Here is a 14,509-nt window from a genome sequence, read left to right on the forward strand (position 1 = left end):
CATGGCAGCGAAGTGGTTCGAAGCCCTCACCGGCTCGCTCGAGCAGAAGAAGCAGTACAAGCAGTACGTCGCGCGCATCGACGCGCTCCCGGAGCCCTACCGCGGTTCCGCCAAGGCCTTCCACCGCTACTTCATGTACCAGGGCGGCCTGGTCGACGGCGAGGTGCTGGTCACCATGCTGGGCGACTTCGCCGACCTGTGGGAGCGCGCGGCGACGGACGGCACGCCCATCCGCGAGCTGGTCGGCGACGACCCGGCCGAGTTCGCTCAGACGTTCACCGAGGCCTACACGGGCCAGCGGTGGATGGACAAGGAGCGCGACCGCCTCACCCAGGCGATCGACACGGCCGTCGACGAGGAAACGAAGGGGAAGAACGCATGAGCACCGCAACACTCGAACCGGCCATCCGGGTCCAGGGCATCACGAAGTCGTTCAAGGACCTGGAGGTGCTGCGCGGCGTCGACTTCGAGGTCGCGCCGGGCACCATCTTCGCCCTCCTCGGCTCCAACGGCGCAGGCAAGACCACGCTCGTCCGCATCCTCGCCACCCTGATCGCGGCCGACGGCGGCGCCGCCTCCGTGCACGGCTTCGACGTGGCGTCCGCCCCGGCGGACGTCCGGAGGTCGCTCAGCCTCACCGGCCAGTTCGCCGCGGTGGACGAGGTGCTCACCGGACGCGAGAACCTCATCCTGGTGGCGAAGCTCCGGCACCTGCGCGACGCGGGCGCCGTCGCCGACCGGATGCTGGAGCGGTTCTCGCTCACCGAGGCGGGCGACCGCAAAGCCGGAACCTACTCCGGCGGCATGCGCCGGCGGCTCGACATCGCGATGAGCCTGATCGGCGAACCGCCGATCGTGTTCCTCGACGAGCCGACGACCGGCCTCGACCCGCAGGCGCGGATCGAGGTCTGGGAGACCATCACCGGTCTCGCCCGGAGCGGCACCACGGTGCTCCTCACCACGCAGTACCTCGACGAGGCGGAGCAGCTGGCCGACCGGATCGCGATCCTGCACCAGGGCACCATCATCCAGAACGGCACGCTCGCCGAGCTGAAGAAGCTCCTCCCGTCGGCCACGGTCGAGTACGTCGAGAAGCAGCCCACCCTCGAGGAGGTCTTCCTCGCCCTCGTCGGAGACGAGACCGGCACCTCACGGAAGGAACTCTGATGAGCACCTACGTCCTCAGCGACACGCGCACACTCACGGGCCGTTCGCTTCGCCACATCCTCCGCAGCCCGGACACGATCATCACCACCGCGGTCACCCCGATCGCGCTGATGCTGCTGTTCGTCTACGTGCTCGGCGGCGCGATCCGCATCGGCTCCGGTGAGTCGTACATCGACTACATGCTGCCGGGCATCCTGCTGATCACCATCGCCTCGGGGATCGCCTACACGGCCTACCGGCTGTTCCTCGACCTGCAGGGCGGCATCTTCGAACGGTTCCAGTCGATGCCGATCGCCCGGTCGTCCGTCCTCTGGGCGCACGTGCTGACGTCGCTCGTCGCGAACGTCATCTCGGTCGCGCTGGTGATCGGCGTCGCGCTGATCATGGGGTTCCGCACCGGGGCCTCCGTCGGAGCGTGGCTCGCGGTCGCGGGCATCCTGATCCTGTTCACGCTGGCGCTGACCTGGATCGCCGTGATCGCGGGGCTCTCGGCGAAGACGGTGGACGGCGCGAGCGCGTTCAGCTACCCGCTGATCTTCCTGCCCTTCATCAGCTCGGCCTTCGTCCCGACCGAGTCGATGCCGGCGCCGGTGGCCTGGTTCGCGGAGAACCAGCCCGTCACCTCCATCGTCGACACGATCCGGGCGCTGTTCTCCGGCCAGCCGGTGGGCACGGACATCTGGGTGGCGCTGGCGTGGCTGGTCGGCATCCTCGTCGCCGCCTACGCGTACGCCATCGTGAAATATCGGAGGAAGTTCAACTGATCACGCGACGACGCCGCCCGTCTCCCCCTCGGAGGCGGGCGGCGTCGTCGTCGTGGACGGGCCGTCCACCCCGTCAACTGTTGACGGTTTCTGTCCGCCGAATTGAGGACACGGCCCGCGGCTCGATAGCGTTGTCGAGGCCCGGGGATGCCGGCCCCGACGCGGAAACGAAATCCTTCGAACGGATACGTCTCAACCCGACGCGAACGGACGGCATCCCGGGGGAACCACTACCCGGCGACCGGCGCTGAAGCCTCCCGAGCCTCCGCCTCGGCACGCTGCTCGGCGCTGTGATCGACGAGCGGCTGCACCTGCACCCCGCTGTGGTCGTGCCGGGCCTCCGCGAGCAGCGAGGCGAGCGCGACGGCCGCCTCCCGGTCGGGGACGTCGATCACGTAGAACCCGCCGACGACCTCCTTCGCCTCGGTGAACGGGCCGTCGACCGCGATCGGCTCGCCGTCCGCGCCGCGGCGCAGTGTCACCGCCGTCCGCGGTCCCTGCAGCTCGCCGGAGGCGAGGATCGCCTCCCCCGCGCGCTGCCGGAACGTGCGGTGCGCCGCATCGATCTCGGCGCGGTCGGCCTCGCTCATCGACTCCCAGCGCTGCGCGTCCCCCTGGATCAGGATGATGAACTCGCTCATGACATGTCCTCCTTCGTCTCGGATGATCTCCTGACCAGACGTCGAACGGGAAGACCGCGGATCGACAGGGGTGCCGCTCCTGCGCCGGTCAGCCGGCCGGAGCGAGCACGATGAGCGGCGTGACGTAGTGCTCGACGACCGTCCCGCCCAGCTCGCGGACGGCCTCCGCCGCCTGCTCGGCCTCGGCCTCCGACCAGTCGCTGAAGGTGGTGAAGAGCGCCTGGATGCCGTCGGCGTCGAGCACGATGCTCCAGCGGAGCTCCTCGCGATGGTCGACGACGAACAGCCCTCCGGCCGTCAGCAGCCGCGCCCACGCCTCCGTCTCCGTCTCGTCGGGCCCGGGCCGTGCCGAAGCGTCCCGCCGGTCGGCGATGGCCTGGACCCGTCCACGGAAGGGCGACGGCGGCACGCTCGTGTCGCCGTACACGGTGCGCCAGACGGCGACGCGGCCACCGGGCGCGAGCGCCCGCCGGAGCGACGGGAGGACACGGCCGAGGTCGAACCAGTGCACAGCGGTCGCGATCGTGACGAGGTCGAGGGAACCCGGCTCCGGTACGTACTCCTCGGCCGTGGAACGGACGACGTGCACCCGGGGGAACCGCTGCTGCAGGATGTCCGCGAGGGCCGGACCCGGCTCGACGGCGGTGACGTCCATCCCTGCGTCCACCAGCAGTCGTGTCGCCTGACCGCTGCCGGCCCCGAGGTCGAGGGCGCGGCGTCCCGGCGTCAGGAGCCCGAGCTGCCGCAACCGGTCGCGCAGGCTGTCCGGGTACGGCGGCCGCGCGCGGTCGTAGAGCGCGGCGTGGCGATCGAAGTGCATCGGATCCGGCATGCCGCGCAGCCTACGCGGACGACGGCCGCGGGATCAGAGGGAGACGCGGTTGCGGCCGGAGTTCTTCGCGCGGTACATGGCCGCATCCGCCGCATCCACGAGCTGCTTCGCCGTCTGCCCCGGCTCGATCGCGATGACGCCGCACGACGCGGTGACCGTCATCGGGCCGCGGGCCGTGTCGATCGGGTCGGCGATGTCGCGCACCAGGCGGGCGGCGAACGCCTCCCCGTCCTCGTGGCCGGTGCCGCCGCTCAGCACGACGAACTCGTCGCCGGCGAGACGCGAGATGACGTCGGACGAGCGGCTGTCCCGGGCGAGGCGCTGGGCGATCGTGCGGAGCACCGCATCCCCCGTCTCGTGCCCGTGCCGGTCGTTGATCGACTTGAACCCGTCGAGGTCGAGGAACAGCAGCACGCCGCCCTCCCCCGCCGACACCGCCTTCTCGAGCTCGTGCTCGAACGACCGGCGGTTGTGCAGCCCGGTCAGGTGGTCGATCATCGCGAGCTGGGCGAGCTGCGCCTCCCGGCGACGGTCGAGCGCACGCGCCAGGTCGCGGCCCAGCTCGCGGGCCTCCTCGGCGACGGAGCCCCAGGGCAGCGCGCTGCCCTCGACGCTCTGGCGCCACTCGGAGAACGAGCGTCGCGGAGACAGGGCGGTCTCGCGGTTGGCGGCGGTCTGGTCGCCCAGCCAGCGGATCACGCGGGTCACTTCGTGGCGGAAGAACAGCAGGACGCCGTGGGCGCCCACCGGCACGACCATCAGCCCGGCGAACCCCGGCATCAGCGCCGCCAGTCCGGGGTGCGAGCGCTCCAGCTCGTTCGTGCTCAGCGACTCGGTGCCCGTGGCCGAGAGGAGCAGGCTGCGGTCGATCAGCGGCACGTCGCCGATGCTGCGGCTGACGCCGTCCAGCGCGAGGATCGCGCCGTCGGCGCCGACCAGCCGGCAGAGCTCCTCGCCGCTCTCGACGAGCGTCAGCAGCGGGTCGTCGGAGGACGGGACGCCGGCGAGTACCGCCGCCCGCTGCTCCCGGATGGTCAGGTCGCGGCGCAGACGGCCGATCGACTCGAGCGCGCCGAGCTGCAGGGTCAGCTGCGTCGCCAGCACCTCCAGGGCCCGGCGGAGCAGGATCGGCATCCGGCGCTGGCTCCGGTGCGCGCACGTGATCATTCCGACCAGGCGGTCGTCCTGGATGAGCGAGAAGGAGACGGTCGACGCCTGGCCCATGTTGCGCATGAACTGCAGGTGGTGGGGCGAGACGGCACGCAGCTCGGCGCTGCTGAGGTCGAGCGGTGCGGACTCCGCCACCGAGACGAGCGGCGTGCCCACATCCTCCGTACTGACGATCTGACGCGAGAGCTTGGTGAGGTAGAGCGAGCGCGCCTGCTGCGGGATGTCCGACGCCGGGAAGTGCAGGCCGCGGTACGACTCCATGTCGGGTTCGGACGCCTCCCCCGCGACCTCGCCGTGGCCGTCCTCGAAGAAGCGGTACACCATCACACGGTCGAAGCCGCTGATGCGCTTCACCTCATCGGCGGCCGCCTGGCGCAGTGCGTCCGCATCCGCCAGCAGGCCGAGCGACCGGATCGCGGCGACGACGGACGAGTTCGGCACGTCGGGTGCGTCGGCGGGCTCCAGCTCGATCAGCACCTGCTCACCGAGGCGGTGCGTGATCGCGTCATACGGCGCGCCCTGCAGGTCGATCCGGATCGGGTCCCCGTGCGTCTGCGCGGTCACGCTCCACTCGAGCGTCGGGCTGCCCAGCTCGGAGACGGATCGGCCCAGCCATTCGGCGGCGTTCTCGCTCGCGGTGACGATCTCGTACGTGGCCACATCGACCACGAACAGCATCCCGAACGATTGGATGCGGCCCGGCGTCCGGATCGGCTCTTTCACGCATTCTTCGAGCCTTCGACGCTCCGAAGCGTCGGACACGGCACCACCATCCACCACCACTCGACCCTAGTACAGGATCGGCAGAACATTCAGTTCGGTCGTTATTCGAATTGGGCGGGTGTGCTCTTCGCGAACGCGGGGGATGATGCCGGTGAGGGATATCCGGGACGCATGCGCCCGACGAGCGAGGAGGACGAGATGACGCACGACGACGCGAACAGCGACCGCAACGACGAGTACCCGGACGACGCCGGCTACCCCGACGGCGAGGGCACGCTCGACGAAGGCACCGGCGCGTTCCAGTCCGGTCCGACCGGTGACGAGGCCGCCGACGACGGCGGGCGCGACGACACCGGCGCGGAGGGCGAGGCGGTCGTGGAGGAGCTCGAGGAGTTCGACGGGCCGGACTCGCGGGACGAGTGACCGCGCGTCCTGTGACGCGTCCGGCCTGCTCGGCTCAGACCGGGACCGCCGCCACGGCGTCGATCTCCACCAGGGCTCCCGGCCGGGCCGGCGCCACGGTCAGCACGGTGACCGCGGTGCGGTGGTCGCCCCACACGGTGCGGGTCGCCCCGTAGGCCTCGGTCGGGTCGATCCCCGGTGCGAGGTGGATCGTCAGCCGGGCGACGTACTCGGGACCACTCCCGGCCGCGGCCAACACCGCCAGCAGATTGCGGAGCGCCTGCTCGGTCTGGGCCGCGAGGCCCTCGAGCAGTGCGCCTTCGGCGTCGACGCCGTTCTGCCCTCCGACGAACAGCAGCGGACCGGCGGGCGCGATCATCCCCTGGGCGAAGGCCGGGCTCCGGTACAGCTCCGGCGGGTCGACGGGGGTCACCTGGGCGGACATGAGGTCTCCTCTCGGTCGTGAGACCCATGGTCCCGCTCACCACCGACAGCGGGAAGACGCTCTCGGGCCCGCGGCGCCCGGGCGCGGCCGCGATAGAGTGGTGGCGTGAACCCGCTCATCTCGCAGCCCGCTGCAGCCACGGCCGTCGCGCCGTCGGCCGCTGGGCGTCTGGAGGTCGTCGGCGCGCTCAGCGCCGGCGCGAGATAGCACTGTCCCCCTCTCGGTGATTCCCGCGCGCCCTGGCGCGCACCTGTCGCTGCGGCATGCCCGGCGACCTCTCGCGGACCTTCCGTCCGCTCACGACCGATTCACGACAGTCAGGCGTTCATCCATGCTTCCGCTCACTGAGCAACAACTCCGTTCCTCCTTCGTCAACGCGTCACAGCGCGAGCGCAAGGAGCTCACCATCCCCGACCTCGCGGACATCCGCTGGGACCAGCTCGACTTCCTCGGCTGGCGCGACCGACGGCAGCCGCAGGTGGGCTACGTCGTCGCGGAAATCGACGGCGCGCCCGTCGGCGTTCTCCTGCGCCAGGCCGAGGGCCGCATCCGATCGCGTCCCCAGTGCTCGTGGTGCGAGGACGTGCACCTGCCGAACGACGTGCTGTTCTTCATCGCCAAGCGCGCCGGCCGGGCCGGGCGCAACGGCAACACCCTCGGCACGCTCGTGTGCGCCGAGTTCCAGTGCTCCGCGAACGTCCGCCGCCGCCCTCCGACCGCCTACGTGGGGTTCGATGTCGAGGCGGCGCGGCAGCAGCGGATCGACGCGCTCCGCGAGCACGTTGACGCGTTCGTGCGCAAGGTGATGGACGGCGACTGACCGTCGTTCAGCTGTGTTTCACCCGGGCGGGGCCGCCGTTCAGGCGGCCTCGTCCAGGAACGGCTCGTGGTGGTAACCGGACGCGTCGACGATCGCGAGGGTCGACTCCGGCACCTCGACGAAGGCGCCCGGGAGGTCGGTCAGCGGTTCCGACACCACGACCTTGGCCTTCTCGCCGAAGACCTCGAGGCGCGCCGCGTCCGGATACAGCTCACGGAGCTCGGGGATGTCGACCGAGTGGTAGAGCGTGCGGCTCTTGTGCGACGTGGAGTAGCGGAACGCCCAGAGCGTCGAGCCGTCCGACACCGCGACCGTGCCCTGCATCGGGAACTGGATGCCCTTGCTCTGCCCCACCTGCTCGACCATCCGGATGGCGCGCGCGAGTCCCGCGGCGGGGTCGTCCTGCAGGCCCATCGTCAGCGCGAGGTAGAACAGCACCTCCGTGTCCGTGGTCCCGTGGATCAGCGGATACAGCGACGGGTCGATCGCGAACGCGAGGTCGCGCTTCATCTTCAGGAATCCATCCAGGAAGCCGTTGTGCATGAACAGCCAGTTCTCGTGGCGGAACGGGTGGCAGTTCGACTGCTGGATGGGTGGACCGGCCGCCGCGCGGACATGGCCGAAGAAGAGCGGGCTCGCGATGGAGCTCGTCAGCTCGCGCAGGTTCTCGTCGTGCCAGGCCGGCTCGATGCTGTGGAAGAGAGCCGGCACGTTGCCGTGGCTCGTGTCCTCGGGGTACCAGCCGAAACCGAAGCCGTCGCCGTTGACCGTCTCCGCGCCGAGCGGCGAGTTCAGCGACTGGGCCACCAGCGAGTGCTGCGTGTCCAGGATCAGTTCGGAGGGCTTCAGCGGCTCTCCCCAGTATGCGAGCCAACGGCACATGACGACCTCCACGGCGTTCCGGATGCGGACGGCTGAACCATAGCTCCGCCCGGGGACGCGCGGGAATACAGCACTCCTCACACCCGCGGCTGTCAGCTGTCAAGGCCTGGCCGCAGAACGGCCGGTCCACTTGGCTGGTGTCATGAAAACGCACGCGAGGTTCGTCCGGCAGGGGCTGGAGGTGTCGGAGATCTCGGACCACGAGTGGCGGGTGAGCGACACCCGCGTCGCCGCGATCGGCGCGCCTCCCGTCGTCGGGTTCATCCTGCAGCTGGACGCCATGTACGAGGTGACGCAGATCGGCCGCCCCGGCCGCCGCACGTACTTCCGGTCGTTCGACGCCGCTCTCGCCGAGCTGCACGGCTGAGCGGGTCGGGCGTCAGCCCTGCTGCTCGGGCGGTGTGCCGGCGATGTTGACCAGCCACTGCACGCCGAACCGGTCGATCGCCATGCCGAAGCTGTCGCCCCACGGCGCCTTGTTGAGGGGCTCGATGACGTTGCCGCCCTCGACGAGCTTCTCCCAGTAGCCGGTCAGCTCGGCCTCGTCGTCTCCGCTGAGCGAGATGGAGATCGAGGAGCCCTGGGTGAAGTCCATGTGGGCCGGCACATCCGCAGCCATGAGCGTGAAGCCCGCCGGGCTGGTCAGCTGCGAGTGCATGATCAGGTCGTTGTCGGCCGGATCTTGGGCCATCTGGTATTCGGCGAAGGTGCTGCGCTGCACCTCCCCGCCGAAGACGGACCGGTAGAAGTCCATGGCCTCCCGGGCGGAGCCGCGGAAGTTGAGGTACGGGTTCAGGATCGACGGCATGGTGTCCTCCTCGTGAGAGCTGGTGGATGCCGGTTCGCCGCCCAGCGTAACGGCCCTGCGCGGCGGCCCACCAGAGGGCGGATGCCCTGAAATGCAGGCGTTCAGCGCCGGTAGGCGGCGACGAACAGCTCGCCCCGGATCTCCCCCAGCCGGTCCAGGATCCGCTCGACCAGCGCATCCGTGACCCCTCCGGCCTGCACGTCGTACGGCCCTAGCGGCTGGAGCTTGCCGCACCGCACGCGGACGACCTCCCAGCCGACGGCGCGCAGCAGCCGGTCCTTCCGCCGGTCGGACGTCTCGCGCGGCCCGACGTGCTCGAGCCCGTGCCGGCCGGTGGTGTCGTACTCGATCGCGACCTTCAGCTCGGGCAGCAGGATGTCGGGCCAGACCTCCAGATGCGAGTGGAACGGCGTCGCCACCCGAACCGCGTTCCTGCTCAGGTCGAGGTCGAGCCGTGCGGCCAGCCGTCGCTTGAGCTCGGGCTCGGCGGCGGAGGCGGGCGCCGGAGCCCAGCGGCTGATGAACGCTTCGCCGACGGGCACGCGGTCCGCGCCGCCGCGGGCGTGCCGGCAGATCGGGCACCGCCGCCCGCCCAGGATGCGCTCGATGCTCGCCTGATAGGACGGATGCCCGGCGTCGCACTGCCAGGAGTAGGTTCCGGCGGTTCCGTTCTCGTTCGACACGGCGACCCGCGCGCCGGGCGTCGCCATGCTGACCAGCTGCTCCCGCGTCAGGCTCTCGCGGTCGAGGCGGCGGCACAGGTAGCAGCGGTCGTCGGCCGGGTCCGCCTCGATGCGCCGCGGGTCGCGCGCGTGCCCGCAGACGTGGGTGCCCGCGTCGGGGGTCGGCGTCCGAACGGGGCGGGGCGCCGCCGCTTCGGCGCAGTCCGGGCACCAGGCCGACCGGCGCCGGGTTCCGCCCGGACGGGAGCGCTGCTCCTCCGGGGTGGCGACGAACCGGTGACCGGCGTCGCACTCCCAGACCAAGAAGACGTCGGCCGCGGGCGGCACCTGGGTCAGGGTGATCCCATGGTTGAGGTCGGGATGGTACTGCCGGACGAGCACCGGGTACCGCTCCCAGTCGCGGCGGTACCGTCCGATCTCGTAGGGCACGCTGGCGCCCTTCGACCACTGGCGGCGCGCCCACCACTGCTCGACGCTCTCCGGCACGGCATCCCTCCTCCCTCCGAGGCTAGAACGCACCACCGTCACTCCCGCCTCCCCACCCCGCCACATTCGTCACGAATGCACCTTCCGCGCCCGCCTGAGTCGACATTCGTGACGAATGCGCGCCCCGCACCGCCGCGGACATTCGTCACGAATGCGCGCTTCGGACCCGCGAGAGCGGACAATCGTGACGAATGCGCGCGGGGTCAGAGCACGAACGGAATGAGCGCGCGGCGCTCCGGCGGATAGTCCGGGAACGTCTCGCGGTACCAGCGGTGGTTCGCGAACGCGCGTGGCGCGAGGTTCGCGAACGTGTAGAGCGCGAAGGAGGCGCCGGCGAGCGACCAGGTGGCGACCGCCCATCCCGTCCACTCGATCATCTCGCCCAGATAGTTGGGGCTCGAGACGTACCGGAAACCACCGCCCCAGGGGATGCGGTACCCGCCTCCCGACCGCCGCAGCAGCCGCAGCGTGCGGTCGGAGCGCACGTTCAGCGCCAGACCGCCCGCGAACAGGACGACGCCGGCCCAGAACCGCCCGTCCGCGAGCCACGCCACCGGGTAGTCCCCGTACTCGGAGATCCAGCGCGCGTTCACCCACGCGTTCAGGAGGTTGAAGCCGATCGCCAGCAGCATCACGAGCACCGGCATCCGCGACCCGGAGCGCATCAGGAACGGGTAGACGAACGCCCGGTACACGTAGTGCACCAGCCAGAGCGCCAGGAACAGCAGCGGCACCGGTTCGAAGCGGTGCGACCCGAGCAGGTAGAACACCACGAACAGGATGGACGCGGGCGCCTCCATCACGACCCACCCGACCCGGGCGGGCACGGTCGGACCCCATCCACCGCGTCCGTGGCGCCCGCCGTAGGGCGCGACCACGAACAGCAGAGCGACGAACGTCACCGCCGCCAGTGCGAGCTCGGCGTACACGAACCAGCGGTACGGTCCCTCGGGCATGCGGTCAGGCTAGCGCGCGGCACCCCCGCCGGCACGGCACCGGCGCCGACACGCCGCGGCGGGTGCGCCACCGCGGCATGCCGGTTCCGGCCTCCGGCTCAGCCCTGCTGCGCGTTCGCCGCCGCCAGCAGGCCGTCGATCATCTCCGTCGTGACCTGGCCTCCGGCCATCATCCCGACGCGGCCGATCGGGAAGGAGTTCATCATCTTCTCCATCGACACCCCCTCCGGCATGATCGCCGAGGCGCCCTCCATCATCTGCGCCATGCCGGCCAGCGCCGACCGCACCATCGGGCCGGCGACGGGATGCGCCATCACCTCGCCGAGCGAGGACTCCCGCGTGAGCGGCAGACGCAGCTCATCGCCGTCGACGGACACCGTGGTGCGGGAACGCAGGTCGCGGCTGCTCGCACCCACCTCGACGGTGTACTCGCCGCCCTCGACCACCCAGCGCTCCGCGCGGATGTCCCAGTACGCCAGGTCCGAGCGACGGACGGTGATGACGACCTCACGCGACTCCCCCGCCGCGAGCTCGACCGAGGCGAAGCCCTTCAGCTCGCGCACGGGACGCTGCACCGACGAGTCCGCGAGCGACGTGTAGACCTGGACGATCTCGCGCCCGGCGCGGTCGCCCGTGTTCGTGACGGTGACCCGCACCTCCACGTCGCCGCTGCCGGTGACGGCCGCCGTCGCATCGCCGTAGGAGAAGCTCGTGTACGAGAGCCCGTGGCCGAACGGGAACGCGACGGCCATCCGCCGGGCGTCGTACCAGCGGTAGCCGACGAACAGCCCCTCGCCGTAGCGGACGTGGCCCTCCTCGCCGGGGAAGTTGAGGAACGCGGGGGTGTCCTCGAGTCGCAGCGGGATGGTCTCCGTCAGCTTGCCGGACGGGTTCACCGCGCCGAACAGCACGTCGGCGGTGGCCGACCCGCCGGCCTGACCGAGCAGCCACGCCTCGACGATCGCGGGCACCCGCTCCGCGAACGGCAGCGCGACGACGGCTCCGTTCGACAGCACCACGACGGTCCGCGGGTTGGCGGCGACGACCGCATCGATGAGGGCGAGCTGGTCGGCCGGGAGGTCGATGTCCTCCCGGTCGTAGCCCTCGGACTCGAGGCGTGCGGGCAGCCCGGCGAAGACCACGGCGACGTCCGCCGCAGCGGCGGCCTCGACGGCCTCGTCGCGCAGGCGGGCCGTCTCGTCCTCCGGCGCATCCGCCGCCAGCGAGAAGCCGGCCGCGTAGACGGCGTCCGGCGCGACCGCGCGGATCGCCGTGAGTGCGTCGTCCAACCGGGTCGGGTGGATCATCGACGAACCGGCGCCCTGGTAGCGCGGCTTCTCCGCGAAGGCGCCGATGACCGCGAGCGAACGGTCCGCCGCGAGCGGCAGGAGGGGCTCGGCTCCGTCGTTCTTGAGCAGCACGATCGACCGGGCCGCCGCCTCACGCGCCAGCTCGTGGTGCGCATCCACGTCGAGCGGACCCTCGACGCGCGGCGTCGCCGCCCAGCGCACGGCCAGGTCCGCGTTCCGCTGCGCGGACGCATCCAGCAGCGCCTCGTCGAGGCGGCCCTCCGCGAGGGCGGCCACCACCTCGGCGTCGGACTGGCCGCCGTTGCCCGGCATCTCCAGGTCCAGACCGGCGCGCAGAGCCGCGACGCGGTCGCTCACCGCGCCCCAGTCCGAGACGACGAGGCCGTCGAAGCCCCACTCCCCGCGCAGCACATCCGTCAGCAGCCAGCAGTTCTCGGACGCGAACACGCCGTTGATGCGGTTGTACGAGCACATGACCGTGTGCGGCTGCGCATCCTCGACCACCCGCTGGAAGCCGCGCAGGTAGATCTCGCGCAGCGGGCGCGGGTCCACGTCGGACGAGGAGCGCATCCGGTCGTCCTCCTGATTGTTCGCGGCGAAGTGCTTCAGCGACGCGCCGACGCCCTGCGACTGGATGCCGCGCACGATCCCGGCGCCGAGGACGCCGGAGACGATCGGGTCCTCGCTCAGGTACTCGAAGTTGCGGCCGCACAGCGGCGACCGCTTGATGTTGATGCCGGGGCCGAGGATGACAGCGACGTCCTCGATCGACGACTCGACCCCGAGGGCCGTGCCGATGCGCTCGGCCAGCTCGGCATCCCAGGAGGAGCCCAGCGCCACCGCGGGCGGGAAGCAGGTGGCGGGCACGCTGTCGCCGATCCCGAGGTGGTCGCCGCCCTCGCGCTGCTTGCGCAGGCCGTGCGGACCGTCGGTGAGCATGACGGACGGGATGTCGCCGACGGCCTTCGTGCGCCAGAAGCTCTCGCCGCTGGTGAGCGCCGCCTTCTGCTCGACGGTCAGGCCGGTCAGATCGGCGCGGGGGCCGGTCAGGGTGTCGGTCATGGGTTTCCTTTCGATGGTGATGGTCAGCGGGTCGCCTTGATGGGCCACACGGCCAACGCCCCCAGGATGCCGAGGACGATCGCGATCGGGAAGAGCGCGCTGTAGCCGAAGGCGAGGACGATGGCGCCGGCCACTCCGGGAGCCAGTGTCTGCGGCAGCGTCGCGGCGATGTTGACGACGCCGAGGTCCTTCGCGAACGACTTCGCGGACGGGAGCACCTCGCTCATGAGCGCCGTGTCGACGGCCTGGAACATCCCGAACCCGAAGCCGGAGATGATCGTCATGATGATCCAGGCGGTCACGTCCGGCCACACCCACGGCAGCAGGAAGCCCAGGCTGACGACGGCGGCGGAGGCGAACACGAACGGCTTGCGACGGCCGAACCGGTCCGAGAGCGGGCCGGAGACGACGGTGGAGACGATGATGCCCACCAGGCTGAGCAGTCCGAGGAGCGGGATGAGCTGCTCGGGATGCGCGACGTGGAAGTAGTCGGTGAGCAGGAAGAGCTGGAACCCGGTCACCGCGAAGTAGCCGGTGTACAGCAGCAGGCGGCCGGTGAACGCCCAGAAGAAGTCGGGATGCGCGACCGGGTTCACCCAGAACGTCTTGAGGAAGTCGACCAGCGTGAACGGCTCGCGCTCCAGCCGCGCGCTCGAGTAGTCCGGGTTCGCGAGGACGAACAGGCTGAGCACGACGAGCGAGAACACCGCGAAGAAGATGTAGCCGACCGTGAGGCTGTTGAAGAACAGCGATCCTACGATCTGGCCGCCGAGCGCGCCCACCATGAGGCCGATGCCGGAGAGCGCGGCGAAGGTGCCGCGGCGCTTCAGCGGCACGCGGTCGGGCATGATCGCGGTGAGCGGGCCCTGGGCGAAGTTGTAGCTGATCTGCACCAGGGTCCAGGCGATGACGACGCCGACCAGCGAGTTCGCGAAGGCCAGCCCGACCAGCGACAGGCCTCCGGCGAGCGACCCGATCACGATCCACGGTGCGCGGCGTCCGAAGCGGGAGCGCGTCCGGTCGGAGATCTGACCGGCGATCGGCTGGGCGATCATCGCGGCGAACGCGCCGATCGTCGCGGCGATCGCCAGGTTGGCGACCTTGTCCTGCTCCCCGAACAGCTGCGTGATCTGCTGCGGGAGCAGGATGCCGGGCAGCGCTCCCCAGATGAGGTAGATGCCGAGGTTGGCGGGGATGATCCACACCATCAGCCGGCGGAGGCCCTTGATGGGGGCGGGCGGGTCGTCGTTGCCGGAGGCGGTGCCGACGAAGGTGTTGGTGGTGACGGGTCCCGGGGCGTTCTCGCCCGTCGGTACGGAGGTGTCTGACGTCATTGTCGATGGGGTCCTCTCACCATC

Annotated in this window: 16 protein-coding genes; 6 read left to right on the forward strand and 10 right to left on the reverse strand. The window is 70.7% G+C overall.

Features of this window, described 5'->3' with window-relative positions:
* The first annotated feature begins 1 nt into the window (after window position 1).
* Genes ACTJI1_RS07390 through ACTJI1_RS07400 form a run of 3 tightly spaced genes read left to right on the forward strand, consistent with a single transcriptional unit; the run spans window position 2 to window position 1,931 of the window.
* Entirely contained in the window at window positions 2–382 is a 381-nt protein-coding gene (locus ACTJI1_RS07390; protein WP_310129295.1) for a DUF1048 domain-containing protein, read from the forward strand.
* Window positions 379–1,167 carry an ABC transporter ATP-binding protein gene (locus ACTJI1_RS07395; protein ID WP_310129294.1) on the forward strand — a complete coding sequence of 263 codons (789 nt, stop codon included), beginning with the start codon at window positions 379–381 and terminating at the stop codon, window positions 1,165–1,167. The genes ACTJI1_RS07390 and ACTJI1_RS07395 overlap by 4 nt, the downstream gene beginning before the upstream one ends.
* A complete protein-coding gene (locus ACTJI1_RS07400) occupies window positions 1,167–1,931 on the forward strand; it encodes an ABC transporter permease (RefSeq protein ID WP_310129291.1) in 765 nt (254 codons plus the stop codon). The genes ACTJI1_RS07395 and ACTJI1_RS07400 overlap by 1 nt, the downstream gene beginning before the upstream one ends.
* Before the next feature lie 230 nt (window positions 1,932–2,161).
* Here ACTJI1_RS07400 and ACTJI1_RS07405 read toward each other — a convergent pair whose 3' ends face one another.
* From ACTJI1_RS07405 to ACTJI1_RS07415, 3 genes are all read right to left on the reverse strand, one after another.
* Window positions 2,162–2,572, reverse strand: coding sequence for a YciI family protein (locus ACTJI1_RS07405; RefSeq protein ID WP_440742094.1), 411 nt, complete (start codon window positions 2,570–2,572; stop codon window positions 2,162–2,164).
* 88 nt (window positions 2,573–2,660) lie between these two features.
* On the reverse strand, window positions 2,661–3,404 hold the full coding sequence (locus ACTJI1_RS07410; RefSeq protein WP_440742095.1) for a class I SAM-dependent methyltransferase: 744 nt from the start codon (window positions 3,402–3,404) through the stop codon (window positions 2,661–2,663).
* A gap of 33 nt (window positions 3,405–3,437) precedes the next feature.
* Window positions 3,438–5,297, reverse strand: a complete 1,860-nt coding sequence (locus tag ACTJI1_RS07415) for a diguanylate cyclase domain-containing protein (RefSeq protein ID WP_440742096.1) — start codon at window positions 5,295–5,297, stop codon at window positions 3,438–3,440.
* Between the two features lie 198 nt (window positions 5,298–5,495).
* On the opposite strand from ACTJI1_RS07415, the gene ACTJI1_RS07420 reads away from it, so the two are divergent.
* Window positions 5,496–5,720, forward strand: a complete 225-nt coding sequence (locus ACTJI1_RS07420; RefSeq protein WP_440742097.1) for a hypothetical protein — start codon at window positions 5,496–5,498, stop codon at window positions 5,718–5,720.
* Between the two features lie 34 nt (window positions 5,721–5,754).
* On the opposite strand, the gene ACTJI1_RS07425 is transcribed toward ACTJI1_RS07420, so the two are convergent.
* The gene (locus ACTJI1_RS07425) at window positions 5,755–6,144 is read right to left on the reverse strand and encodes a RidA family protein (RefSeq protein ID WP_440742098.1); all 390 of its coding nucleotides are present in this window, start codon (window positions 6,142–6,144) and stop codon (window positions 5,755–5,757) included.
* A 331-nt stretch (window positions 6,145–6,475) separates the two neighbouring features.
* Here ACTJI1_RS07425 and ACTJI1_RS07430 point away from each other — a divergent pair, with 331 nt between their 5' ends.
* On the forward strand, window positions 6,476–6,964 hold the full coding sequence (locus ACTJI1_RS07430) for an FBP domain-containing protein (RefSeq protein WP_310129281.1): 489 nt from the start codon (window positions 6,476–6,478) through the stop codon (window positions 6,962–6,964).
* A gap of 39 nt (window positions 6,965–7,003) precedes the next feature.
* Here ACTJI1_RS07430 and ACTJI1_RS07435 read toward each other — a convergent pair whose 3' ends face one another.
* On the reverse strand, window positions 7,004–7,846 hold the full coding sequence (locus ACTJI1_RS07435; RefSeq protein ID WP_310129279.1) for a class II glutamine amidotransferase: 843 nt from the start codon (window positions 7,844–7,846) through the stop codon (window positions 7,004–7,006).
* A 142-nt stretch (window positions 7,847–7,988) separates the two neighbouring features.
* Here ACTJI1_RS07435 and ACTJI1_RS07440 point away from each other — a divergent pair, with 142 nt between their 5' ends.
* A complete protein-coding gene (locus ACTJI1_RS07440; RefSeq protein WP_310129277.1) occupies window positions 7,989–8,213 on the forward strand; it encodes a hypothetical protein in 225 nt (74 codons plus the stop codon).
* Between the two features lie 12 nt (window positions 8,214–8,225).
* On the opposite strand, the gene ACTJI1_RS07445 is transcribed toward ACTJI1_RS07440, so the two are convergent.
* From ACTJI1_RS07445 to ACTJI1_RS07465, 5 genes are all read right to left on the reverse strand, one after another.
* Entirely contained in the window at window positions 8,226–8,654 is a 429-nt protein-coding gene (locus ACTJI1_RS07445; RefSeq protein WP_310129274.1) for a VOC family protein, read from the reverse strand.
* Window positions 8,655–8,755: 101 nt separating this feature from the next.
* Window positions 8,756–9,823, reverse strand: a complete 1,068-nt coding sequence (locus tag ACTJI1_RS07450) for a zinc-ribbon domain-containing protein (protein WP_440742099.1) — start codon at window positions 9,821–9,823, stop codon at window positions 8,756–8,758.
* Window positions 9,824–10,026: 203 nt separating this feature from the next.
* On the reverse strand, window positions 10,027–10,779 hold the full coding sequence (locus ACTJI1_RS07455; RefSeq protein WP_440742100.1) for a 3-oxo-5-alpha-steroid 4-dehydrogenase: 753 nt from the start codon (window positions 10,777–10,779) through the stop codon (window positions 10,027–10,029).
* A gap of 98 nt (window positions 10,780–10,877) precedes the next feature.
* Window positions 10,878–13,151 (reverse strand): glycoside hydrolase family 3 C-terminal domain-containing protein, encoded by a 2,274-nt coding sequence (locus ACTJI1_RS07460; RefSeq protein ID WP_440742101.1) that lies wholly within the window; start codon window positions 13,149–13,151, stop codon window positions 10,878–10,880.
* A gap of 23 nt (window positions 13,152–13,174) precedes the next feature.
* Window positions 13,175–14,485, reverse strand: a complete 1,311-nt coding sequence (locus tag ACTJI1_RS07465) for an MFS transporter (protein WP_440742102.1) — start codon at window positions 14,483–14,485, stop codon at window positions 13,175–13,177.
* Between the last annotated feature and the right edge of the window lie 24 nt (window positions 14,486–14,509).

The sequence above is a fragment of the Leifsonia sp. 22587 genome, from assembly GCF_052044215.1.
GTDB lineage: Bacteria > Actinomycetota > Actinomycetes > Actinomycetales > Microbacteriaceae > Leifsonia > Leifsonia shinshuensis_C.